The organism is Limnobacter sp. SAORIC-690 (assembly GCF_002954425.1).
In the GTDB taxonomy this organism is placed as follows: domain Bacteria; phylum Pseudomonadota; class Gammaproteobacteria; order Burkholderiales; family Burkholderiaceae_B; genus Limnobacter; species Limnobacter profundi.
Genome location: NZ_MQVZ01000001.1, coordinates 2,745,749 through 2,770,296 on the forward strand (window position 1 = coordinate 2,745,749; position 24,548 = coordinate 2,770,296).

At 51.3% G+C, this 24,548-nt stretch carries 16 protein-coding genes and 3 pseudogenes; 5 read left to right on the forward strand and 14 right to left on the reverse strand.

Annotation, left to right across the window (positions count from 1 at the left end; all coding sequences use genetic code 11):
- Positions 1-14 precede the first annotated feature (14 nt).
- The 9 genes and pseudogenes from bamA to rpsB all read right to left on the reverse strand — a co-directional run bounded on the left by bamA (position 15) and on the right by rpsB (position 9,779).
- A pseudogene (gene bamA / locus BSZ31_RS13130) lies at positions 15-2,320 on the reverse strand (outer membrane protein assembly factor BamA).
- Between the two features lie 51 nt (positions 2,321-2,371).
- The gene (gene rseP / locus BSZ31_RS13135; protein ID WP_168426981.1) at positions 2,372-3,715 is read right to left on the reverse strand and encodes an RIP metalloprotease RseP; all 1,344 of its coding nucleotides are present in this window, start codon (positions 3,713-3,715) and stop codon (positions 2,372-2,374) included.
- Positions 3,716-3,728: 13 nt separating this feature from the next.
- Complete coding sequence (dxr, locus tag BSZ31_RS13140; protein WP_105029117.1) at positions 3,729-4,928, reverse strand: 1-deoxy-D-xylulose-5-phosphate reductoisomerase; 1,200 nt, start codon at positions 4,926-4,928, stop codon at positions 3,729-3,731.
- An 8-nt stretch (positions 4,929-4,936) separates the two neighbouring features.
- On the reverse strand, positions 4,937-5,779 hold the full coding sequence (locus BSZ31_RS13145) for a phosphatidate cytidylyltransferase (RefSeq protein WP_105029118.1): 843 nt from the start codon (positions 5,777-5,779) through the stop codon (positions 4,937-4,939).
- A gap of 24 nt (positions 5,780-5,803) precedes the next feature.
- Complete coding sequence (locus tag BSZ31_RS13150) at positions 5,804-6,592, reverse strand: isoprenyl transferase (RefSeq protein WP_105029119.1); 789 nt, start codon at positions 6,590-6,592, stop codon at positions 5,804-5,806.
- A gap of 7 nt (positions 6,593-6,599) precedes the next feature.
- Positions 6,600-7,160, reverse strand: coding sequence for a ribosome recycling factor (gene frr / locus BSZ31_RS13155; RefSeq protein ID WP_105029120.1), 561 nt, complete (start codon positions 7,158-7,160; stop codon positions 6,600-6,602).
- 66 nt (positions 7,161-7,226) lie between these two features.
- Complete coding sequence (gene pyrH / locus BSZ31_RS13160; protein ID WP_105029121.1) at positions 7,227-7,937, reverse strand: UMP kinase; 711 nt, start codon at positions 7,935-7,937, stop codon at positions 7,227-7,229.
- Positions 7,938-8,052: 115 nt separating this feature from the next.
- Positions 8,053-8,943, reverse strand: coding sequence for a translation elongation factor Ts (gene tsf, locus BSZ31_RS13165; protein WP_105029122.1), 891 nt, complete (start codon positions 8,941-8,943; stop codon positions 8,053-8,055).
- An 80-nt stretch (positions 8,944-9,023) separates the two neighbouring features.
- Positions 9,024-9,779 carry a 30S ribosomal protein S2 gene (rpsB, locus tag BSZ31_RS13170; RefSeq protein WP_105029123.1) on the reverse strand — a complete coding sequence of 252 codons (756 nt, stop codon included), beginning with the start codon at positions 9,777-9,779 and terminating at the stop codon, positions 9,024-9,026.
- Positions 9,780-9,987: 208 nt separating this feature from the next.
- Between rpsB and map the strand changes: the two are divergent.
- Positions 9,988-10,809 (forward strand): annotated as a pseudogene (map, locus tag BSZ31_RS13175) (type I methionyl aminopeptidase); the annotation flags it as partial.
- Between the two features lie 49 nt (positions 10,810-10,858).
- Positions 10,859-13,420 carry a [protein-PII] uridylyltransferase gene (locus tag BSZ31_RS13180; protein WP_105029880.1) on the forward strand — a complete coding sequence of 854 codons (2,562 nt, stop codon included), beginning with the start codon at positions 10,859-10,861 and terminating at the stop codon, positions 13,418-13,420.
- Positions 13,421-13,447: 27 nt separating this feature from the next.
- Here the strand turns inward: BSZ31_RS13180 and BSZ31_RS13185 are convergent, their stop codons facing one another.
- The 5 genes and pseudogenes from BSZ31_RS13185 to smc form a co-directional block, all read right to left on the reverse strand.
- Complete coding sequence (locus tag BSZ31_RS13185; RefSeq protein WP_105029125.1) at positions 13,448-14,194, reverse strand: S-methyl-5'-thioinosine phosphorylase; 747 nt, start codon at positions 14,192-14,194, stop codon at positions 13,448-13,450.
- A 3-nt stretch (positions 14,195-14,197) separates the two neighbouring features.
- Positions 14,198-15,072: pseudogene (gene galU / locus BSZ31_RS13190) on the reverse strand (UTP--glucose-1-phosphate uridylyltransferase GalU).
- 66 nt (positions 15,073-15,138) lie between these two features.
- On the reverse strand, positions 15,139-17,214 hold the full coding sequence (gene ligA, locus BSZ31_RS13195; RefSeq protein WP_105029126.1) for an NAD-dependent DNA ligase LigA: 2,076 nt from the start codon (positions 17,212-17,214) through the stop codon (positions 15,139-15,141).
- On the reverse strand, positions 17,211-18,293 hold the full coding sequence (locus tag BSZ31_RS13200) for a hypothetical protein (protein WP_105029127.1): 1,083 nt from the start codon (positions 18,291-18,293) through the stop codon (positions 17,211-17,213). Before BSZ31_RS13200 ends, ligA begins: the two co-directional genes overlap by 4 nt.
- On the reverse strand, positions 18,290-21,817 hold the full coding sequence (gene smc, locus BSZ31_RS13205; protein ID WP_105029128.1) for a chromosome segregation protein SMC: 3,528 nt from the start codon (positions 21,815-21,817) through the stop codon (positions 18,290-18,292). Before smc ends, BSZ31_RS13200 begins: the two co-directional genes overlap by 4 nt.
- 194 nt (positions 21,818-22,011) lie before the next feature.
- Between smc and queF the strand changes: the two genes are divergently transcribed.
- From queF to dapD, 3 genes are all read left to right on the forward strand, one after another.
- Positions 22,012-22,431, forward strand: a complete 420-nt coding sequence (queF, locus tag BSZ31_RS13210; protein WP_105029129.1) for a preQ(1) synthase — start codon at positions 22,012-22,014, stop codon at positions 22,429-22,431.
- A gap of 67 nt (positions 22,432-22,498) precedes the next feature.
- Entirely contained in the window at positions 22,499-23,695 is a 1,197-nt protein-coding gene (gene dapC, locus BSZ31_RS13215; RefSeq protein WP_105029130.1) for a succinyldiaminopimelate transaminase, read from the forward strand.
- Positions 23,696-23,709: 14 nt separating this feature from the next.
- A complete protein-coding gene (gene dapD / locus BSZ31_RS13220) occupies positions 23,710-24,540 on the forward strand; it encodes a 2,3,4,5-tetrahydropyridine-2,6-dicarboxylate N-succinyltransferase (protein WP_105029131.1) in 831 nt (276 codons plus the stop codon).
- The last annotated feature ends 8 nt before the right edge of the window (positions 24,541-24,548 follow it).

Sequence of the window (24,548 nt, forward strand, 5' to 3'; positions counted from 1 at the left end):
ATATTTGTTCGAATTTAGAAGCCTGTACCAATCGTGAACTGAACACGTTGGGTTTCGTCCTGTGGCTCTCTGTTCAGCGGTACACCCAAGCTGAACTTCAAAGGCCCAACTGGGGACAGCCAGGAAATACCCACACCGGTTGAGTATCGCAATTCTCCAAACTTGATCTTCTCATTGGTTTGGAAAACATTGCCCGCGTCCAGGAAGGTAAACGCCTGAAGGTACGGTCTTTCGACATACCCGGGATCGGGAAGAAAAACTCTGCATTGGCAATAACGCGCTTGGAGCCGCCAATGGGTACATTGTCGGCGTCACGGGGTCCCAAAGTGGATGAGCGATAGCCTCTAACCGTACCAATACCACCTGCGTATACATTGCGGAAAATTGGGTAAGGCGAGTCGCCCAAACCAAAACCACCTGTGATCTCGCCGTTTAATGCCAAGGTGTAAAGCTTGCCAATGGGGAAGTAAAACTGTTCCTGATAAGTTGTGCGAATGAACTCCTGATCGCCCAGCGGGGTGGCGTATTCAGCGGTCAACCTGGTGACTCGGCCACGTGTTGGTGCAATCGCCGAGTCGCGTGAATCAAACGAGTAACCCGCGTTGAGCAAAACAGCGTAGCTTGAGTTGCCAAAGTCATCCACATATCGCTGGAAACGGTCCGGGCTGAATGGGCCCACTTCAAGGTCTGTGCCTTCGTAACCTGCACCAAACGAAATACGTTCGAATTCGCTGATGGGATAACCAAAACGCAGGCCAGCACCAGTGGTTTCGATGATGTAGTCACCCAGATTCAACTCGCTGGGGTCTGTGCGGCGGTTGTACACCTCGAAGCTGCGGGAAACCCCGTCGATCGTGAAGTACGGATCTGTTTGTGAGAACGAAATTGTGCGGTTCACCTTGCTGGTGTTTAACTCCAGCCCAACGGTTTTACCGGTTCCAAACAGGTTTTGCTGCTGAATGGCAGCAGAAAGTACCAAGCTGTCGGTACTTGAAATACCAGCACCCAGCAACAGATTGCCTGTCGGTTTTTCCTCAACCTGCATGTTCACATCGATTTGATCCGATGTTCCTGGTACGGGTTGGGTTTCGATATCCACGTTGGAGAAATAGCCCAAGCGGTCAACGCGTTCTTTGGACAGCTGAATTTTTCTGGAGTCGTACCAGGATGATTCGAACTGACGGAACTCACGGCGAATGACTTCGTCTTTGGTGCGGGTGTTACCACCCACATTCATGCGGCGAACATAAACCCGCTTGCCCGTATCTACAGCCATGTTGATGTTCACCACACGCTTTTCACGATCGAGGTCGGGAATCACGTTGGCATTGGCAAATGCGTAGCCATAGTTACCCAGGCGGTCTTGAATGGCTTTGGAGCTGTCAGTCAACAATTCGCCATTGAAAGTCTCGCCTTTCTTCATTTTGATCAGCGAACGCAACTCATCGTCGCGCCCCAGCAACTGGCCCGAAAGCTCAATGTCACCGAAGGTGAATTTCTCACCTTCCTTGATGGTGATGGTGATGAAGATATCTTGCTTGTTGGGTGCAATTTGAACCTGGGTGTTTTCGATGTTGAAATCGGCGTAACCACGATTCAGGTAAAAGGAACGCAACTTTTCAATGTCGCCACTCAGCTTTTGCCGGGAATACTGATCATTCTTGCTGTACCACGACATCCAGCCGCCAGTGCTCAGTTCGAACTCCTCAAGCAGTTCCTCTTCCTCGAAGTCTTTTGCTCCCAGAATTTTCAATTGCTTGATTGAGGCAGATTCGCCTTCATCGACGTTGAACGTAATGCCAACGCGATTACGCGCCAATTGGTCAACACGGGTTTGAACCTGTGCGCCATATTTGCTGCGCGACAGATACTGACGCTTCAGCTCCTGCTCGGCTTTGTCAAGCAGCGACCTGTCGAAAATCAGGGATTCACCAATACCGACACCTTTCAGCGCCTCTTTCAGGGTTTCCTTGTCAAATTCTTTGGTGCCGTTAATTTCTACTGAGGCGATTGCCGGGCGTTCAACCACAGTCACCACCAACACATCACCTTTGGCGGAAATTTTGACATCTTCAAAAAAACCAGTTGCGAACAGTGAGCGAATGGCCTGAAGGGCTTTCTCGTCAGTGAATGTGTCACCCACGCGAATAGGCAGGTAACTAAATACCGTGCCCGCCTCAGTGCGGCGCAACCCCTCTACCTCGATGTCTTTCACCACAAACTGGTTTGCCTGGGCATGTACAACGCCCACTGACAAAGCGCAGGTGGCCACGACTGGGTAAACCAAGCGCGCTGGAAATAGAGTACTTCTTATTGTCATTCAGATCGTTCCTACCAGCCCCGTCAGGCTGGAACCAATATATGAAGGCCTTTAGAAAATTAGCCTTTGAATATCATTAAAAAAAGCAACACTGGTCAATATGCCAATCAGCAAGATACCCAGTTTTTGACCTCGAATTTGCCAAACCTCATCAACGGGCTTGCCTCTGACGATTTCGGCCAAATAATACATCAAGTGCCCACCATCCAAGAGGGGGATCGGCAAAAGATTCAAAATGCCTAGGCTAACAGAAACCATGGCCAGAAAACCGAAAAAAGGAAGAATCCCGAGGCTTGATGATTCACCCGCTGCTGATGCAATGGACACTGGCCCGCTGAGGTGGTTCCAGGACAAATCGCCCGTCACCATTTTACCCAAGGCAGCCAGTGAAAACACGCTGACTTCGATCATCCGGCCAGTGCCCTCCACGATCGATTCAACCGGATTCAGGGGATTGTTTACAATCACCGATTCGCCGCCAATCGACAAGCCAAGTCGGCCGATGATTTCGCCATTTTCAAGCTGGGTTTTCTCGGGCACGGCCAAAACACTGATGTCCAGATCGTTTCGACGAATGCGTACTGTGGTTTCCTGTGCCGGACGTTCTTTGATCAGGCTTGTAAATTGGGCTGATGTTTCAACGGGTATGCCTTCCACGCTGAGCAATTGATCATTGGCCATGAAGCCCGCAGCGGCGGCCGCACTGCCCTCGCCCACGGCCCGGACCAAGACGCTTTTTTCGATCGGGGAAAAGCCAAGTTCTCGCGTCAAGGACGGTCCTAACTCGGCATTAACCTCCGAGGATTGAACTGGCTCCAGAAACAATTCATATCCGCCACGGTTCACTTTGATTGAGAGATCGTCACGGAAAAGCCTGGCCTTGATCAGGGCCCAGGACACTTCATTCCAGTTTTTGGTCCGGTCACCGTTCACCTCGGTAATTTCATCGCCACCCATCAAACCTGCATTGGCAGCGATTGAATTGGGGATTGGCTCTGAAACCTGGGTGGCCAAGCCCATGGGCTGCATGTAGGCAAGAAAGCCATAAATGAGGGCAGCAAGAATAAGATTGGCCAAGGGGCCGGCCAATACAATGGCAATGCGTTGACCAACTGGTTTGCGATTGAACGCCTCGGAAAGCTCAATGTCATGGCCTTTGAGACTGTCTGGGTCTCGCTCATCCAGCATTCGGACATAACCGCCCAAGGGAATCCATGAAACAGTCCATTCCACTTTGGTTTTGCGGTTAATCCACCTGAATATGGGTTTTCCAAAACCCACAGAAAACCGAATTACGCGCACGCCATAGAAGCGGGCCACAGAGTAGTGACCATATTCGTGGATAAACACCAGAATGCCCAAGGCAAGCAGGAATGAGACAATTGAATTCAGCATTAAGATCCTGTGTTTAAAACTTCCCGGCGCATTCGGTTGCAAAGGCGCGCACCTCAACGTCCAGTGCAAAGGCATCGTCCAGGTTTGCAATTGACGTTGACGCAAAACGGGACATGCACAGCTGCGTCAGCTTCACAATGTCCATATAAGCAATCTTTTCATTCAAAAACAAGTCCACTGCCATTTCATTGGCCGCGTTGAACACTGGCGCCAAGGTGTCAGGCTTCTCTAACACTTCAAAGGCCAGTTTCAGCATCGGGAAACGACTCAAGTCGGGTTCTTCAAAGTCCAGCTTACCCAAAGCCGCCAAGTTCAGGCGTGGTGAACCGGATTCAATTCGATCGGGCAAACCCAAGACATGGGCGATCGGTGTTCGCATGTCTGGGCAACCCAGTTGTGCCAACATACTGCCGTCTTTGTATTCCACCAATGAATGAACAATCGATTGCGGGTGAACCAACACCGAAAGTTGCCTGGCGGGTAGACCAAACAGCCACAGTGCCTCAATCAACTCTAAACCTTTGTTTGCCATTGTGGCGCTATCCACCGAAATTTTCCGTCCCATGACCCAATTCGGATGCGCTATGGCTTGGGCAGGACTGACTTGAGAAAGTTCCGCCAGGCTCTTGTTCCTGAAGGGGCCGCCAGAGGCGGTCAGAACCAGCCTTTCGACGCCAAACTCGTCGGCCCTGCATAAATCATAATTGGCAGGCAAACACTGGTAAATGGCATTGTGCTCAGAGTCGACCGGCAAAATTGTAGCGCCCGAGCGCAAGCACGCCTGAATCATGAACTGCCCGGCAAGAACAAGTGACTCTTTGTTGGCCAACAACACCCTTTTTCCGGCTTGCAATGCACTGAGCGTGGGTTTTAGCCCCGCAGAACCGACGATCGCGGCCACAACAATGTCAACTTGCTCACTTTGGCAAAGCGACTCCAGATCACCCTGGCCACCAATGTCCGGGATGTAACCCAGTTGCTCGCGAAGTTTTTCGCTGAAGCCCAGGGCGTGCCACTGACTCAGTGCATCGGCGTCGCAGATAATGAGTGCCTTGGGGCGGTGTGCACAGGCTTGCGCGTACAGCAACTCAATATTTTTGCCAGCAGCCAGGCCATACACCTGAAAACGGTCAGGGTGCCTTGCGACCACATCCAGGGTGTTGACACCAATGGTGCCTGTGGCACCCAAAATAAGTAGTTTTTGCAAATCCATTGTTCAACTCAAGCCACGATTGCACTGACCAGCAAAATTGCAAGGGGTAGCACGGGCAACTGTGCATCAATCCGGTCCAGAACACCTCCATGGCCCGGCAGCAGTTGACTGCTGTCTTTCAGACCTGCCCTGCGTTTAAGCATGGACTCAAACAAGTCGCCCACCACGCTGTATGCACTCAAGACCACCAGCCAGAAGGTGAATACGATTGGATGCCACCGATCAAAAGCCATTGCCTGCCAGGTATTCTTCAATTCAGGGTAGGTGCCAGCCAGTAAAACAACAATCCAGCTCAGCGCCACAACGCTGAACGCGCCGCCGATTGCACCTTCCCAGCTTTTTCCTGGAGAAATTCGGGGCGCAAGTTTGCGCTTTCCGAAGGTTTTGCCAAAAAAGTAGGCAAAAATATCGGCTGCAAAGCAAATTGCAATGGTGCTTAGCAGAAAAACAATGCCGTAGGTTTTGGTAATGACCAAAGCCAAACCCGCCGCAGCTATCAGAACGAGGCCCACCAGGCCGTGAATGCTTTTGTTGGCCAATATGCCCACCGACACATTTCGCAGGCACCAGGGGGCAAATGCAACCCAGAACACGCTGGCCAAGGCAAGCAAGGGAAAGGCTTGGGTTTGAAGATTTAAGGAACGCTCTATCAAGACACAAAGTGCTCCGCCCGCTACTGCGTAAACGACAGCTTTCGCTGGTTCGAAAAGACCAAGTCGGGCCCATTCCCAAAATGCGCCCACCAGCACCGTCAAAACGAAAAGATTCCAGCCAATTTCGCCGCCGTACAACAAAACAACTAGCAACACGATCAGCAGGATCACAGCCGTGATCACACGCGTTCTAAGCATGATATGTCTCGATTGAGAACTGAATCACTGGGCGGATTGCCGAACATTGGCCACGGGGGGCTGAATTTGCTCGGAGGTTCGACCAAAGCGTCGCTCTCTGTTGTTATAGGAATCAATGGCCTCGAGTAGCATCGGCTTGCCGAAATCGGGCCAAAATTTGTCTGTGAAATAAAATTCAGTGTACGCCAACTGCCACAACAGGAAATTGGATACCCTTTGTTCCCCACCGGTGCGAATGAACAGGTCTGGTTCTGGGCTTCCCTGAAGACACAAGTGCCTGGAAAGGTCGGTTTCCGAAATTTGATCCGGGTTGTTGGCCAATTCAGGATTGCTTTTCAGCATGTTTTTTGTTGCTTGGAGAATGTCCCAGCGACCACCATAATTGGCAGCGATGTTTAAAAACAGTCGGCTGTTGTCTTTGGTGAGTTCTTGGGCAGAGGCGATCGCTGCCTGCAATTCTGGTTCAAACGCTGTGGTGTCGCCAATAATCCGCAGACAAATATTTTCGCGGTGCATGGCCTCGACGTCTTTGCGAAGTACGCGTATGAACAGGCGCATCAGCAAACTGACTTCTTCAGGAGGTCTACGCCAATTTTCTGAAGAAAAAGCAAACAGTGTGAGGTGTTCTACGCCCAGTTCACAACAGGCCTGAACGGTACGCTTGACGGCATCCACGCCACGCTTATGCCCTGCAAATCGGGGCATTAGGCGACTTTTAGCCCAACGGCCATTTCCATCCATCACGATTGCAACGTGCTTTGGAATGTTGGATGTGCTGGGCACATCCAGAGTTGAGCTGGTGTAGACGGTCATGAATGACTTAAACCGTCATGATTTCGGCTTCTTTGGACTGCAAAACCTGATCGACTTCAGAGACAAACTTGTCGGTCAATTTTTGAATGTCCGCCTGTGCGCGGCGCTCATCGTCCTCTGAAATTTCCTTGTCATTGACCAGGCGTTTCAGCGCTTCGTTGGCGTCGCGGCGAAGGTTGCGAATCGCCACCTTGGTTTGTTCGCCTTCGCCTTTGATGAATTTGGTCAATTCTCGGCGACGCTCTTCGGTCAACGCGGGCATTGGAACCCGAATGGTTTCACCCATGGATGCAGGGTTCAGGCCAAGATCTGATTCACGAATGGCCTTTTCCACGGCGTTGGCCATGTTCTTTTCCCAAGGTTGAACCACGATGGTTCGTGCATCTGCGAGGCTTAAGTTCGCAACTTGCGAAATGGGCACCATGGAACCGTAGTAATCAACCTGAACATGATCCAGAATTCCGGTGTGTGCACGCCCGGTGCGCACTTTTTGCAGATCGGTTTTCAGGGACTCGATGGATTTCACCATCTTTTCTTCGGTCGTTTTTCGAATGTTTGCAACGCTCATGATTGAATTCTCACTGCCTAAGTGGATTAATTAGCGAATTAATTAGTCGATCGAATGGCCAGTTAGTTACATATGCACCAAGGTGCCCTCGTTTTCACCAGCAACCGCTCGGTGCAATGCGCCGGGCTTGTTGATGGAAAATACCCGAATTGGAAGTTTTTGGTCGCGACACAGGGCGAACGCCGTGGCATCCATGACTTCGAGGTTTTTTGAAATCGCTTCATTGAACGAAATTCTTTCGTACCGGGTGGCGGTAGGATCTTTGTTGGGGTCGGCGGTGTAAATACCATCAACCTTCGTTGCTTTTAGAACAACCTCAGCGCCAATTTCGGAGCCCCGCAATGCTGCTGCGGTGTCGGTTGTAAAAAATGGGTTGCCTGTTCCTGCCGCGAATATCACGACTTTGCCTTCTTCAAGGTATCGGATCGCTTTGGGTCGAATGTAGGGCTCAACAACCTGCTCAATGTTAAGCGCCGATTGAACCCTGGCCTCTACGCCAGCGCGCCGAAATGCATCTTGCAGTGCAAGCGCGTTCATTACGGTGGCCATCATTCCCATGTAGTCAGCAGTGGCCCTGTCCATGCCGGCTGCGCCAGGGGCAATTCCACGGAAAATATTGCCACCACCAATCACAACTGCCAATTCCACTCCTGATGCGGAGACTTCTGCAACTTCAGCAACCATTCTCTCAATGGTTTGACGGTTGATGCCGTAGGAGTCTTCGCCCATCAGGGCTTCGCCTGACAATTTGAGTAACACACGTTTGTATGCTGTCATTCAAGCCTCTTGTTGGATCATTGTCAGGATTCTATAACGTAAAGCACAGAACTTCGTCGACATGCAAATAAAAAGGGGCTTCCCGAGTCGAGAAACCCCTCTTCAAACAAAGGAATTAACGGCCTGCGGCAGCAGCTGCAGCTTGTGCGGCAACTTCAGCGGCAAAATCGTTTACCTTCTTCTCAATGCCTTCACCAACGATGAACAGGTCGAAGCCATTTACTTCGCTGCCCTTGCTCTTGAGCATGGCTTCAACGGTGAGCTTGTCGTCCTTTACGAAAGGCTGAGACAGCAGGGCAACTTCCTTCAAGAATTTCTTGATGGAACCTTCCACCATTTTCTCTGCGATGTCGGCTGGTTTGCCAGATTCTTCCGCTTTGGCTTTGGCCACTGAACGCTCGCGGTCGATGTCTTCCTGTGGAACACCGCTTTCATGCAAAGCCTTGGGCTTTGTTGCGGCGATGTGCAAGGCCACGTCTTTGCCCACGTTTTCGTCGGAGCCGGTGTAATCAACGAGTACGCCAATTTTGCCGCCGTGGATGTATGAACTCAGGCTGCCTTTGGCTTCCACGCGCTTGAAGCGGCGCACAGACATGTTTTCTCCGATCTTGCCGATCAAGGCTGCACGAACTGTTTCAACGGTGCCTTCGCCCAAAGGCAATGCCGACAATGCTTCAACATTGGCTGGGTTGTGGTCGGCGATCAACTTGGCCACGTTGGCTACAAAAGCCAGGAAGTCATCGTTTTTGGCCACGAAGTCAGTTTCACAGTTCACTTCAACTATTGTTCCCAACCTGTTGGAATCATTGATATAAATACCAACCAAGCCTTCAGCGGTTACACGAGTGGCTGCCTTGCTGGCTTTGCTGCCCAGCTTGACGCGCAAAATTTCTTCGGCCTTGTCCATGTCGCCAGCGGCTTCGGTCAGGGCTTTTTTGCATTCCATCATGGGCGCGTCTGTTTTCTCGCGCAGTACTTTAACCATTGCTGCTGTAATTTCAGCCATTGATTTTCTCCTAAAGTCGGATTCTGAATTAGACAAAAAAAAGGGGCGACTGATCGCCCCATCGGAAGGCAAAGGCTTGATTAGCCCTCAGCTCCCTCTTCAGACACTTCAACGAAGTCGTCGCCGCCTTTGATGGCTTCAACCACGTCGTTTACAGCCTGGTCGCGGCCAGCCAAAACGGCATCGGCAACTGAACGGGCGTACAAACGAATGGCACGGGCGGAGTCATCGTTACCGGGAACGATGTAGCTAACGCCTGCTGGCGAGTGGTTGGTATCCACAACACCCACCACCGGAATACCCAGCTTTTCAGCTTCGGTAATGGCAATTTTGTGGTAACCCACGTCGCACACGAAAATAGCGTCCGGCAAAGTGGGCATGTCTTTGATGCCACCAATTGACTGGTTCAGCTTTTCGAGTTCACGGGCGAACATCAGGGCTTCTTTCTTGGACATGCGCTCAGTACCGCCGTCGGCAATAATGGCTTCCATGTCTTTCAGGCGCTTGATGGATGTTTTGACGGTTTTGAAGTTGGTCAACATGCCGCCCAGCCAACGCTGGTCAACATAAGGCATGCCACAACGCTGTGCCTCTTCGGCGATGATCTCTTTGGCTTGGCGCTTGGTACATACAAACAGGATGTTGCCGCGGTTGGCTGACAGGCGCTTCACGAATTTCAGCGCGTCGTCGAGCATTACAACGGTTTTTTCCAGGTTGATAATGTGAATTTTGTTACGATGGCCGTAAATGTAGGGGGCCATTTTTGGGTTCCAGAAGCGGGTTTGGTGGCCAAAGTGGCAACCAGCTTCCAGCATTTCGCGCATTGATGCTGCCATGAATTTCTCCAGTATAGACAGGGTTGAATGGGTTTGTACTGGGCCAGCATCGGGTTAATGAACCAACAATAACTAGCACCCTGTCGCACAAACCATTAAATTTACTCTTAAGCGTCAACTAACTAAGTTGATTAACTGAGGCAGTTAGCTATAGCGCCAGAGCAGCCAAAGATTATACTCGGTTAAAATACGTTAGCTCAAGCAGGAATTAAACAAAACCATGGATATTGTGATTAAAAACGAGCACGACATTGAAAAAATGCGTGTTGCAGGCCGTTTGGCCTCGGAAGTGCTGGATTTTATCGGCCCACACGTGGTCGCTGGCATTACTACCGAAGAACTCGACAAACTTTGCCACGATTACATGGTGAATGTGCAGGGAACAATACCCGCCCCGCTGAATTACGCGCCACCAGGCTACACGCCCTACCCCAAATCAATTTGCACGTCGGTCAATCATCAAATTTGTCACGGTGTGCCTGGCCCTAAAAAGCTGAAGAACGGCGACATCATCAACATTGACATCACCGTCATTAAAGACGGTTATCACGGTGATACCAGTCGCATGTTTATTGTTGGCGAGGGTTCGCTTGCTGCGAGGCGGTTGTGCGAGATTACCTTTGAAGCCATGTGGATCGGCATTGAGCAAGTGCGACCAAGTGCCACGCTGGGCGATGTGGGTGCAGCCATTCAAAAGTTTGCTGAAGGCTTCGGCTACTCGGTAGTTCGGGAATTTTGTGGCCATGGCATTGGCACGAAGTTTCATGAAGAACCCCAAGTGTTGCACTATGGCAAGCCTGGTACCGGTGTGAGGCTGCAAGAAGGCATGATTTTCACCATTGAGCCCATGCTGAACGCGGGCCGCCGGGAGATCAAGGAAATGCCGGACGGCTGGACCATTGTGACCAAAGACCACAGTTTGTCTGCACAGTGGGAACACACAGTTTTGGTGACCGCGGATGGCTATGAAATTTTGACTCAGTCTGCCGGCACCCCAGCGAATCCTCGTTTGAAAACACAGGCGGCCTGAATTGAGCAACAAACCGGCGACAACGGTTGACAAATCAGCCGCACTTGACCTGAACGCGGTGCGGGTGAGCATCAAAACCCAGTTGAAAAGCCAAGCCCATCAATGGCTTACACCTTTTGACCAGAACACACCTGCATCTGCGGTGGAAGCTGTTCTGAGAAAGCGCTGTATTTGTGTGGATGAGGCTCTGGTTGCCCTCTGGAATGCCATTGGCATGCCAAAGCAATACAGCCTGGTTGCTGTGGGTGGCTATGGAAGGGGCGAGTTGTTTCCATTTTCCGATGTGGATGTGTTGATCCTGATTGATCAGGAACCGGACGAGGTCAACACCGAGAAGCTTGAAACCTTTTGCGGTTCGGGCTGGGACATTGGCCTTGAAATTGGCCACAGCGTTAGAACACCCAAGCAATGCGTTGAGGAAGCCGGCAAAGACATCACTGTTCAGACTGCGCTTGTAGAATCTCGATTTCTGGCTGGAAATTCCAGTAATTTCCGGGCACTGAATTCTACTCTTCAAAAACTACTTGAAGTAAAAACCTTCTTTCGCAAAAAAACCCTGGAACTTCGGCAGCGCCATGCCAAGTATCAGGAGACACCATACAGCCTTGAACCCAATTGCAAGGAAAGTCCGGGTGGACTTCGAGACCTGCATGTCATTTCATGGGTTTGCCGAGCCGCCAACTTGGGCAACAGTTGGGCTGAAATGGCCAAAAAAGGGTTGATCACACCGTTTGAAGCTGCAAAGTTAAGAAACAACGAGCGAACACTCAAGAAAATCAGATATCAATTGCATGTCACCACTGGCCGCCGGGAAGACAGGCTTGTGTACGACGTTCAAACCCAGTTGGCCGAGTCTTTGGGTTACCGCCCTACTGCTGCAAAACGATCAAGCGAACAGCTGATGCAGCAGTATTACTTGGCTGCCAAGGCCGTCATGCAACTGAACACTATCTTGCTCCAAAATATTGAGCTGTCGATTTTCGGCTCCAATGCAGAGCCTGTGGTAATTGATGATGAGTTTCAGGAAACAGATTCTCTGCTCGATATTCGGGATGACGAAGTATTTGCCAGAAACCCATCCGCGATGCTTCGCGCCTTTATCGTGATGCAACAGAATCCGCGATTAAAAGGCATGAGCGCGAGAATGTTGCGCCAGTTGTGGCACAGCCGGGTCAAAATCAACAACGATTTCAGGAAAAACCCGGTCAACAAGGCTTTGTTCATAGAGTTTTTCAAACAACCGCAAGGCATCGTTCATGAGTTGCGGCGCATGAACGAAACCAGCGTATTGGGAAGGTACCTGCCGGTTTTTCGGAAAATTGTGGGTCAAATGCAGCATGACCTGTTTCACGTATACACGGTAGACCAACATATTCTGACCGTGGTGCGTAATTTGCGTCGATTTACGATGGCAGAACACGCCCACGAGTATCCCTATTGCAGCCAATTGATGGCCAACTTTGATGACCATTGGTTGTTGTACGTGGCCGCCCTGTTTCACGACGTGGCCAAAGGCAGGGGTGGTGATCACAGTGTGCTGGGCGAAGTGGACGCCCGCAAATTCTGCAAAGATCACGGATTGAACCAGGAGAACACTGATTTGGTGGCTTTTCTGGTGAAGCATCACCTGACGATGTCGAATACAGCCCAGAAAAAAGATTTGTCAGATGTTGAAGTGCTAAAGGAATTTGCTGCGCTAGTAAAAACTCCCCGCAACCTGACAGCGCTTTACTTGCTGACTGTGGCTGACATTCGTGGTACCAGCCCGAAAGTGTGGAATGCATGGAAAGGCAAATTGCTGGAAGACCTTTATCGCCTGACTTTGAAGTATTTGGGTGGCGAGGCGCCTAATCGCCGGCAAATGCTTGCCGAGCAGCAGGCGGAGGCGCGCCGAATTTTGCGCTTGTATGCGCTTTCCGATGATGTTCAGGATAAATTGTGGGCCCAGCTTGATGTGTCGTACTTTCTCAGGCAAGGGCCCAGCGACATTGCCTGGCACACGAGGCATTTATACTGGCGTGTAGATACAGAACAGCCGATCGTGAAAGCACGCCTGTCGCCGATTGGTGAAGGCCTGGAATTGCTGGTGTACACCCGCGATGAAATGGACCTGTTTGCACGTATTTGTGGATATTTTGATTCCAAGAACCTGAGCATTCTGGATGCGAAAATTCACACCACCTCGCATGGTTACGCCCTTGATTCTTTCCTGATTCAGCACGACAGTCACCATGAGTTTTACCGTGAAACCCTGTCACTGCTCGAAGCAGAGCTTCAGGACAGGTTAATCAAGCGTCAACCGCTTGAGCCACCGGTTTTTGGGCGAATGTCCAGGCAATCCCGGCACTTTCCGGTGCGCCCTTCTGTGGATTTGAAACCAGATGAGAAAGGCAACCAATATTTGTTGACCGTATCTGCCACTGACCGAACAGGACTACTTTACTCGATTACGCGATTGTTGGCCCAATACAAGGTGAACGTACAAACCGCCAAAATCATGACTTTGGGCGAAAGGGCCGAAGATACCTTTTTGCTGTACGGGCAGTCTTTGAATTCCGGGAAGCTTCAAATTCAGCTGGAAGCCGAGCTACTCGAGTTGCTTTCAATTTGAACGCGATGAAAGGGCTGATTTGCCCTTTCATTCGTCGTGCAGCTGCACCATCGATTTGATAATTCCCATGACCCGTCCCATTCCTTCATGAACGGTTTTGCTGATCTGGGCATGAGAAATTTCCTGAGCGCTTTCTCCCACTCCTGCTGCCTGGTTGACCACCAAAGCAAGGTGCGCATAGGGTATTTCAAGCTCGCGGGCCAGGCTGGCCTCTGGCATGCCGGTCATGCCGACAATATCGGCACCATCGCGCGCCAAACGCTTCACTTCCGCCGCAGTTTCCAGGCGAGGCCCCTGTGTACAGGCATAACAGCCGCCCTGCACCACTTGCTCACCAATGGCATCGGCTGCAAGGCACAATGAAGTACGAAGAGCCTGGTCATAAGGCCATGTGAAGTCGATGTGTTGTACTGCCTGGTTGTCACCTTCGAAAAATGTGGCATTGCGCCCGTGTGTGTAGTCCAGAATTTGATCAGGAACCACCAGCTGTCCTGGTTTCAAATCAGGGCGAATTCCACCTACAGACGCTACGGACAAAATGCCGTCGATGTCTAGTTGCGACAAAGCCCAAATATTGGCCCTGTAGTTGATTTGATGGGGGGCAATGGTATGCCCATAGCCATGGCGTGCCAGAAAAACAATTTCGTGGCCCGCCAGCATGCCGATTGTGAGTGCGCCTGAGGGTTCACCGTAGGGTGTTCGCTGAACCTTGCGCATGGTAACTTCAAAACCCGGCAATTGGCTTAAACCACTGCCTCCCAACACTGCATACATGGCTTACTTCCTGTCTTTGAGATATTGAGCAAATTCTGCAGCCACCTCGTGGTGTTTCAGGCCCAGTTCCACTGTGGCCTTCAGGTAACCCATTTTCGAGCCGCAGTCGAAGCGGGTTCCGGTGAAGCGGTAAGCCAACACGGTTGATCTTCAAGCAGTGAGGCAATACCGTCAGTCAATTGAATTTCTCCGCCAGCGCCTTTGCCCGTTTTCCGGATGTGATCAAAAATTTGAGAATTCAGTACGTAGCGGCCTACAACCGCCAGGTTGGTTGGTGCGTCTTTGGGATCGGGTTTTTCAACAATGGCATTAACCCGCTCGGAGCGATTGTTCCAGGGTGTGCTGGAGACGATGCCGTACGATTTGGTTTCAGAAGGATCAACTTCCTGCACAGCCAATACGCTGGCATGTTCACGTTCAAACACCTTCACCATTTGATGGGTCACAGAGGGTGTGCCTTTGTCCACGTCCATCAGGTCGTCGGCCAACAGCACAGCAAAAGGCTCTGTGCCAACAACGGGCTCTGCGCACAGCACAGCATGGCCAAGTCCCAAAGGTTCCATCTGCCGAATGTAAATACAGTTCACATGGCTGGGTACAATATTTTTCACTATTTCAAGCAGTGCAGTTTTGCCGCGGGCCTGCAGTTCGGCCTCGAGCTCATAGGCCTTGTCGAAATGGTCTTCAATGGAACGCTTGCTTCGACCGGTGATAAACACCAGTTCACTCAAACCCGCTTCAAGCGCCTCTTCTACTGCGTATTGGATCAGTGGCTTGTCCACCACGGGCATCATTTCTTTTGGGCTGGCTTTGGTGGCAGGCAAAAATCGGGTGCCCATACCCGCAACAGGAAACACAGCTTTTCTAACTCGGGTCATGATTGCAAGCTCCGTAGTCCATTAATGAAGAAATAAAAAAATAATAAACACAATAACGTTTTCTCTTTAAAGCATACCTTGAAATGTACTTTCATCAAGTACAGTCACGCCCAAGGCTGCAGCCTTGTCCAGTTTGCTGCCAGCGGCCTCTCCGGCCAACAAGTAATCTGTTTTTTTGGACACGGAGCCAGTTACTTTCCCACCCCGAGCGATGATCAATGCGCCAGCTTCATCCCGGCTGTATTGGCCAAGCGTGCCGGTGAGCACAAATGTCTTTCCAAAGAAAGGATGCGATTCATCGGCTGTTTGAGTGTCTTCGGTCGGCCAGGCAAGTCCCAGTGAGATTAATTCGCGTACAACCTGTTGATTGGCAGGTTCATCAAAAAATTGCCGTATGGATTCCGCCACTACAGGGCCGACATCGTTGACCTCAAGCAGTTCTTCAATTGTGGCGCTCATCAGTCGATCCACATTCTTGAAATGGGCCGCCAAATCACGGGCTGTAGCCTCGCCAACATGCCGTATTCCCAAGCCGAACAAAAATCTGCCGAATGTGGTTTGCTTGGCCTTTTCGATGCTGTCCAGCAGGTTGCGCACCGATTTTTCTCCCATGCGCTCAAGCTGAACCAAGGCATCAAATTCGAGGCGAAACAGGTCTGCGGGGGTTTTTACCCATTCCTTGTCAACCAGTACTTCAACCAGTTTGCTACCCAGGCCCTCAATGTCGATGGCACGCCGATGCGCAAAATGAATAATCGACTGCGTAAGCTGGGCTTTGCACACCAAGCCGCCTGTACACCGGAAAGCAGCTTCGCCCTCTTCTTTTTGAACCAGTGAATTACAAATCGGGCAGTGTGTCGGCATTACAAAGGCGCAGCTTTCCGCGCTGCGCTGGTTGCCCGGGAAAGGCAACACCTCGGGAATTACATCACCAGCACGGCGAACCAAAACCTGGTCACCTACCCGCAAATCCTTGCGTTGAATTTCATCAAGATTGTGCAGGGTGGCAGACGATACAACAACACCACCCACTTTCACGGGTTCAAGTTTTGCAACCGGTGTAATCGACCCTGTACGGCCCACTTGTACTTCAATGTTCAGCAGGCGGCTGAGCACTTCATCGGGCGGAAATTTGTGGGCCACTGCAAAACGCGGCGCTTTGGCCACGTAACCAAGTTGATCTTGAAGGTCAAAAGAATCTACCTTGTAAACCACGCCGTCAATTTCAAAAGGCAATGTGCTGCGGCGCTCGCCCACGCTGCGGTAGAAGGTCAAGAGGCCCTCGGCACCCAAGGCGGTTTGGCTAAGTTCTGAAACAGGCAGGCCCATTCCAGCCAGCCATTGCATCATGGCGGATTGACTTTTTAGTTCACGCAACTGATCCCGTTCAAGGGCCGCACCATAGCAGTAAAACCGCAGCGGTCGACTTGCAGCTATTTTGGGGTCGAGTTGGCGAATGGTGCCAGCTGCAGCATTGCGTGGATTTGCAAAAACTTTCAGGCCAAGTTCCGCTTGCCTCTCATTCATCTGTGCGAAATCTTTCTTGAACATGAAAATTTCGCCACGCACTTCCAAATGCTCAGGCACCTTGCTTCCCTTTAATTTCAAGGGCAAGCTTCGAATGGTTTTTACATTGGTAGATACGTCTTCACCAACCGTGCCGTCGCCGCGAGTAATCGCTTGTTGGAAAATGCCGTTTTTGTAATGAATTGAGATGGCCAATCCGTCAAATTTTGGATCAACGGCGTAAGCAATTGTGGTGTCTATCGGCAGGTCGGCCAGTTCCTTGACCCGTCGATCGAAGGCAAGCACGTCGCTGTCATCAAAGGCATTGCCAAGCGACAGCATGGGTACGCGGTGCTTAACCTGCTCGAAGCCATCCGCGGGTTTGCCACCAACGCGTTGTGTGGGGGAGTCACTCTGAATCAGGTCGGGGTGGCTGTTTTCGAGTTGTTGAAGTGCCTGATAGACCCGGTCATATTCGGAGTCCGGCACTTCAGGTGCATCCAGCACATAGTAGGCATGTTCCCAGCGGTTCAGCAGTTCAATCAGGCGGCGAATTGCCGCGCTTGGAGACTCGTCCTGCTCATCGGATTTGTCGCCACTGCCGTTGCTGTCAAACAAATCCAGATTATTGGTCATGAAAACAAAATGCGAGCTACAGGTGCACCCGGCTTGAAGCCAGAATCGGTCAAATTACGAACCCGTTCAATCAACTGGTTGTAGATGCCCTCAATGGCTTGAGTGCTCAAGGTTCGGCCAGAATCGTCCATTAGCGGTGCACCGAATTTTTCATTCATGCCATGGCATACGGTGACAATATCGCCCAAGGCTTTAATGGGTTCAGCTGAATTGGGTACGTCAATACTAAAGCTCAACAGGCGTTTGCCGGGCGCATTGTGAATTACCATGCTGGCCAGGGTGCCGGATTCATCATTGAGAAACCACTGGTGGCCTTTTTGCACCCAACCTGCCACAGCAAGCATGTCGACTGCGGTGCTTTCCTGTACGGTTTCAGGTAACAGGCAATGCAGACCGAGCAAGGTATCCAAAGCAGCCGCGGCTTGGTCCAGCGTTTCAGCTTTGGCCACCACTTCCTTCATCTCGGGAAATTCAATGTCCGCGTTTTGGTCTTCAGCAAATCGCCTGAATTTTCCAAGCACTTCAGAAAACTCGATTGAGCTGAGCGGACCTTTGCGGTTGGCAATTTGAACGCTTGCTTTCAAGGATTTTGCGGTGCCCTCATAGGGGCTTGCCTTGAACCACAGCGTATCAGCGTTTTCAGCGGCGTCTGGGCTGGCAGAATAAATAATTCGCTTGCGATTGATTTGTTCCAACCCGTCGATCAGGGCCTTCCAGGTGTTGGCATCCTTTTCTTCGTCGAAACGGATGATGAAATCTGCAAACAGGCGTTTGTCGATTGTCATTTGCGGTTCATTTTGCAAATGGCTGTCAGCTCGGTGTGCATTAAAGTCTGCTTCTCCGCCTGTTTCATCCAATTCAAGGGAAGAGTCAAACTCTTGTGATCCCGAGAACCCGGGCTCTGTACGCTCATAACTCGATTTGACAGAACCCGTATTCAACAGCGGGTCTTGATCGGTTTCACCAAAACGTTCGCTGGCTTGTTTGCGCAGTCGATAATCTTGCCACCAGTTGTAAGCGATCATGGCAGCAATGCCACCACCTCCAACAATCAGCAGGGTAAGTTGTAGGTCGTTCATACGGTTTCCGTTGCCATTTTTTCTGCAGCCGCCAGGTCAACGGCAACAATGCGGGAAACACCTTTCTCCTGCATCGTGACGCCGATCAGCTGCTGCGCCATTTCCATGGCGATTTTATTGTGGGAAATGAACAAAAACTGGGTTTGTTCAGACATTTGTTTGACCAAGCGGGTGAAACGCTCGGTGTTCGCATCGTCCAGCGGTGCATCAACTTCGTCGAGCAAGCAGAACGGTGCAGGATTCAACTCGAAAATTGCGAAAACCAGTGCTGTGGCCGTTAGTGCTTTTTCGCCACCCGACAACAAATGAATGGTGCCGTTTTTCTTGCCCGGCGGTTGAGCAAATACCTGCACGCCTGCATCCAGAATTTCGTCGCCAGTCATGACCAAGCGCGCCTCGCCGCCACCAAACAACTTGGGAAAGAGGCGCGAGAAATGCCCGTTAACCACACCAAAAGTTTCGGAGAGAAGGTCGCGTGTTTCTTTGTCAATTTTGCGGATCGCATCCTCAAGGGTTTCCATGGCTTCAATCAGGTCGCCGGCCTGTTGGTCAAGGAATGATTTTCTCTCTGTTGCAGCAGCCAGTTCATCCAGCGCAGCCAGGTTCACTGCTCCCAACTCTTGCATGCCGTTGGTAAGGCGGGTTACTTCGGCCTGAAGCACTGATGCTTTCGGAGGTACATCCATGGCAACGAATTGCTGACCCAATTCGTTTACATCGGCCTGCACTTCGTCCATCAAATTCTTGTATTGTTCAATGGTGAGTTCAGCGGCCTGAATTTTTAATGCGAGGTCTTGTACCGCATCCCGCAGTGGATCAGCCTGCTTGTCACTTTCTTTTTCCGCACGTTCAAGCTCAGATACCTTCGCCATGATTTGTTCTAGCGCATCACGAGAAACTGCCACTTTTTCTTCTGCAATTACGCGCTCTTCCAAGGCAAGCTGCAATGCTTCTTGACCTTCGGTTTCAAAAAGCCCCTCAAGTTCAGCCAGCGCCAATTGTTTGCGTTGCTGAATTTGCTGAATTTGACTGCTTGCAAAAGCAATGTCTCGTTCACATTCGCGTTGGCGAGATTCCTGATTACGAATATTGAATTCTGCATCCTGCTTTTTACGCAGCGCATTCTGCACCTGCGCCTGTTTGTCGCGCAGCGCCTGTTCTGCTTCAGTCACTTTGTCTTTCTGGCTTTCGAGCGCATCGCTGGCGACGGCAAGCTGCTCATCCAGTTCGGCGTACTTGTCTTCCGATTCAAGTAAAATTGCCCGTTGTTCTTCCAGTTCGCTTTGCAACAAAGCCAGGTCTAAACCAATTTGTTCCCGGCGGCTGTCTGCCCTGCTTTGCTGCTCTTGCAAGCGAATCATTTGTACCTGGGCTTCATGCAGTCGCTTGGTCAAACTTTCAACCAGTTGACGCGCTTGCACCACATGGGCTTTCATTTCACCCGTGCGCAATTGCAGTTGGTCGCGCTTGGCCATGGATTCATTTTTCAACATGTCTAGCGCGCGTACTTCTGTACGAAGGGCTTCTATTTGCTGCTGGCGCTCAAGCCGACCGCTTTGCGCATTGTCTGCCGCATAAAAAGACACGCCTGTGGCGCTGACACAATGCCCTTGTGGCGTGAAGATCCGCTGGCCTGGCTTCAGGTTTTTTCGTTTCGCCAGTGCGGCTTGCAAATCGGGGGCCAGGAGGTACCCAGCCAGTGATTGAATCAAAGATTGCTGAATGGCAGAGTCGGTGCAGCGCACCAGGCTGGCCAGGTCTTCCGGGCCAACAGAAAGGTTTGAACCACCGCCCTGACTCGCTGATTCCATGAAAGCCACGCGTGCAGGGGGTGGCTGTTTGGCAAAGCCCTCAACCATGTCAAGCGTTCGTACCTGAAAGCTGTCAAGCGACTCCCGCAGCGCCGATTCAAGTGCCCTTTCCCAGCCACGCTCCACTTGTAACTTGCCCAACAAGCGCGGTGTATCGCCAAGGCCGCTACTTTCAACCCAGGGCTTTAACTCAGCGCTTTCGGCAAGTTGCTCGTTTAATTTCTGAAGTGCCTGCAATTGCGCCTGCGCGTTGGCATGCTTGTCCCGCTCAGCATTGAATGAGGCTTGAACATGATCAAGTTCGGCACCACCAGCAGCCAACTTGCTTTCAAATTCAGCAAGGTTGCCGGTGGCATTGTCAAGCTCCCGTTCAAGGGAATGGACCCGAGATTGGACTTCGTCCATTTCGTGTACCGAAGGTGCTGCAATTTGCTGCTTTTCGCTTTCAAGCCGATCCAATTTCACTTGAATCGTGTTTTCGGCACGGCTGGCTGATTCCTGCTGCGAAGAAACCTGGCCAAGTGCCTGCTGTATTTGCATGACACCGGCGCGTTTTTGGTCTACAGCGGATCGTGCAGCCTGCAAGGCCAGCTCAACTGGCTCGACGGCCAGCTCGGCCTCTTCAAGGGCAATAATTCGTTCTTCCAGCTCGGCTTGCTGTTCTTCAGTAGAACCACTGATTTCTTCCAATCGTGCCTTCGCGTCTTCTTCCCGCACAGTCCAGTTTTGAATTTCAAGTTCAAGCTCGGCCACTCGAGTACCCAGGCGTGCGCGTGATTCAGCCATCACGCGCAAATCAGCTTCAAGACGGCTTACTTGCCTGTTGGATTCAATCCATTGGGTTTGGTCGTTCTCCAGCTGTTGCTGGGCGTCCACCTGCTTTTCACGCACAGCAAACAGTTCTGTTTGGGTGCTAATCGATTTGCTTTGAATGGCCTCAAGATCAGCTTTGGAACGTTCAAGCTTGGCCTGGCCAGTATTTTTCTGCTCTAACGCCTCGGAATAGCGGATATACCAAAGCAAGCGCTGCTTGGTATTTTTAGCCTCTTCAAGTTCCTTGAACTGCCGCGCCACGGTGGCTTGCTGCTCCAGTCGCTCAATCTGGCTGGTCAATTCGCGAAGAATATCTTCGATGCGGGTGAGGTTGTCGCGCGTGTCGGCCAAACGATTGCCAGTTTCCCGGCGGCGTTCCTTGTATTTCGATACACCTGCGGCCTCTTCCAGAAAAATGCGCAATTCTTCCGGGCGGGCTTCAATAATACGGGCAATCATGCCCTGCCCGATAATGGCATAGGCGCGTGGCCCAAGACCTGTACCCAGGAAAATATCCTGGACGTCGCGGCGGCGAACCGCCTGCTGGTTGATGTAATAGGTTGAAGCGCCATCGCGTGTGAGCACGCGTTTAACGGAAATTTCGGAATATTGGTTCCAGCTGCCGCCTGCCCTGCCTTCTGCATTGTCAAACACCAGCTCTACGCTGGCACGCGAGGCCGCTTTGCGGTTGGTGGAGCCATTAAAGATCACGTCTTGCATGGATTCGCCACGCAGCTCCGACGCCTTGGATTCACCCAGTACCCAGCGTACCGCGTCGATGATGTTGGATTTGCCACAGCCGTTCGGACCCACCACACCCACCAGATTACTGGGCACGGCAAAGGACGTTGGTTCAACAAATGACTTAAAGCCAGCTAAACGAATGTGAGTTAATCGCACGATGAAGTGGAAATGAGACCAATAGAACGAATAAAAACTTCAACCCACGGGAACTTGAAAACCCGCTGACCTTATAATAGCAAAGCCTTCGCGCTTTACGCCGGGCCCCCGCCCGTAGTTGGCAGGATGATTGAGTTGTTTAACGCCACAAAGGCCAAAGGCCACAACAGGCTAAAAAGGCCCACGAGAGAATTATGAGTAACAAACCCAGCCGTGATTTACAGACTTTTCCGAATCCGAACCCGGATCGGCCCTACCACGTTCACATCGAAGTGCCTGAATTTACATGTCTTTGTCCCTTGACCGGGCAGCCAGACTTCGCCACTTTGGTGATCGACTACCTGCCCAACCAGAAGAATGTAGAGCTGAAAAGCCTGAAAATGTACATGTGGAGTTACAGGGAGGAAGGTGCTTTCCACGAGGCTGTAACCAACAAGATTCTGGACGACCTGGTGGCCGCAACTGACCCCCGCTACATGAAACTAACTGCGAAATGGTATGTTCGGGGTGGCGTATACACCACGGTGGTGGCTGAACACCGCCACTCAGGCTTTCAGCCCTTGCCGAAAGTTGAACTGGATTCCATTTCAACCATGAACCCTACTCGTGGCTAAATGCGCGGGGTTAAAAGCGCGTGGCTATACGCGCTTGGCTTAACACGATGGCTAAACAGCAATTCCGGTGAACTCATTGAAAAACCTCGACAAACTTCAGCCTTATCCATTTGAACGCCTCAAAGCATTGTTCGCGGGCACCCAGCACACGGGTGGTTTGACCCATGTGAATTTGTCGATTGGCGAACCCAAGCATCCCACGCCAGCGCTGATCAAGCAGGCTTTGATCGACAACCTTGATGGCTTGTCGGTATACCCCGGTACGCAGGGATTGCCGGTGTTGAGAAAAGCAATCTCTGAGTGGATATTGCGCCGTTTTGATGCCTTGGTCGATCCGGAAACCCAGGTGCTGCCAATTCTGGGCTCGCGTGAGGCTTTGTTTTCTTTCGCACAGGTGGTACTGGATGGTTGTGAGAACGACAGCCACGTTGTTTTTCCAAACCCGTTTTATCAAATTTACGAAGGCGCCACCTTTTTAGGTGGCGCAAGCCCTGTGTTCGTGAACATTGATCCGGCCAGCGGTTTGTCAAATTTTCACGCACTCAGCCCCGATGTATTGGCCAAAACAAAGCTGATGTATGTGTGTTCGCCCAACAACCCGACCGGCGCGGTGTATTCACTTGAAGACTGGCAAAAGCTGTTTGATCTGGCCGATGAATACAATATCGTGATCGCATCGGATGAATGTTATTCAGAAATTTATCTAGATGGCACCGCAGCCCCCATCGGTGGGCTTGAAGCAGCAAGCCGTTTGGGAAGGTCGGATTACAACAACCTGATTGTGTTTTCCAGCCTCTCCAAGCGCTCTAACGCGCCCGGGCTTCGTTCTGGTTATGTGGCAGGCGATGCAGAGCTGATCAAGGCATTTCTTCGCTACCGCACCTACCATGGTTCTGCCATGTCGACCACCATACAAATGGCCAGCGTAGCTGCCTGGAACGATGAAGAACACGTTGCCGAGAACCGCCGCTTATACACCGAGAAGTTCAAAGCCTTCAGCGCCATTCTTGAAGGCAAACTTGAACTGCATATTCCACCCGCCGGCTTTTATTTTTGGGCTGATGTGGGGCAAAGCGACACCGCATTCGCCAAGAGGCTATTTGAGCAAGCCCATGTTACCCTGTTGCCCGGAAGCTTTTTGGGCCGTGAGGTGAATGGTTTTAACCCCGGTAGCAACCATGTGAGAATTGCACTGGTAGCCAGCCTGGCCGAATGCAATGAGGCCGCTGGTCGTATTGCACAACAAATTAAAAACAGTCTCTGACACAGGAAATCACCATGACAAATAATCATCAATCCATCATTCAAGCCGCATGGGAAAACCGTGCGGAAATTTCCCCTTCTTCTGCACCTGCAGAAGTTCGCGCCGCTGTTGGCGACGTACTGGAAAAATTGAACAGGGGTGAATTGCGTGTTTGTTCCAAGGAAAGCGGCGAGTGGGTAACCCACCAATGGATCAAGAAAGCCGTGTTGCTTTCTTTCCGCCTTGAAGACAACAAACCAATGGCTGCCGGTGGTTTCACCCAGTTTTACGACAAGGTGCCCACCAAGTTTGTCGATTACACCGAAGAAGACTTCAAGAAAGGTGGATTCCGTGTAGTACCGCCTGCCGTGGCCCGCCGTGGCAGTTTCATTGCCAAAAATGTTGTGCTGATGCCCAGCTACGTGAACATTGGTGCGTATGTAGACGAAGGCACCATGGTGGACACTTGGGCCACTGTGGGTTCATGCGCACAAATCGGTAAAAACGTCCACTTGAGTGGTGGCGTAGGCATTGGTGGCGTGTTGGAACCTCTACAGGCGAACCCCACAATCATCGAAGACAACTGCTTTATTGGCGCACGTTCTGAGGTAGTGGAAGGCGTAATCGTTGAAGAAAACTCCGTGATTTCCATGGGTGTTTACATCGGTCAAAGTACAAAAATTTACAACCGCGAAACAGGCGAAGTAAGTTACGGCCGAATTCCTGCTGGCTCAGTGGTCGTCAGTGGCTCACTGCCCAGCGCTTGTGGCAAATACAGCCTGTACTGCGCGGTGATCGTCAAGCGTGTTGATGCAAAAACACGTGCGAAAACCGGCATCAACGAATTGCTGCGCAACGCAGAGTAAAGGAGCAT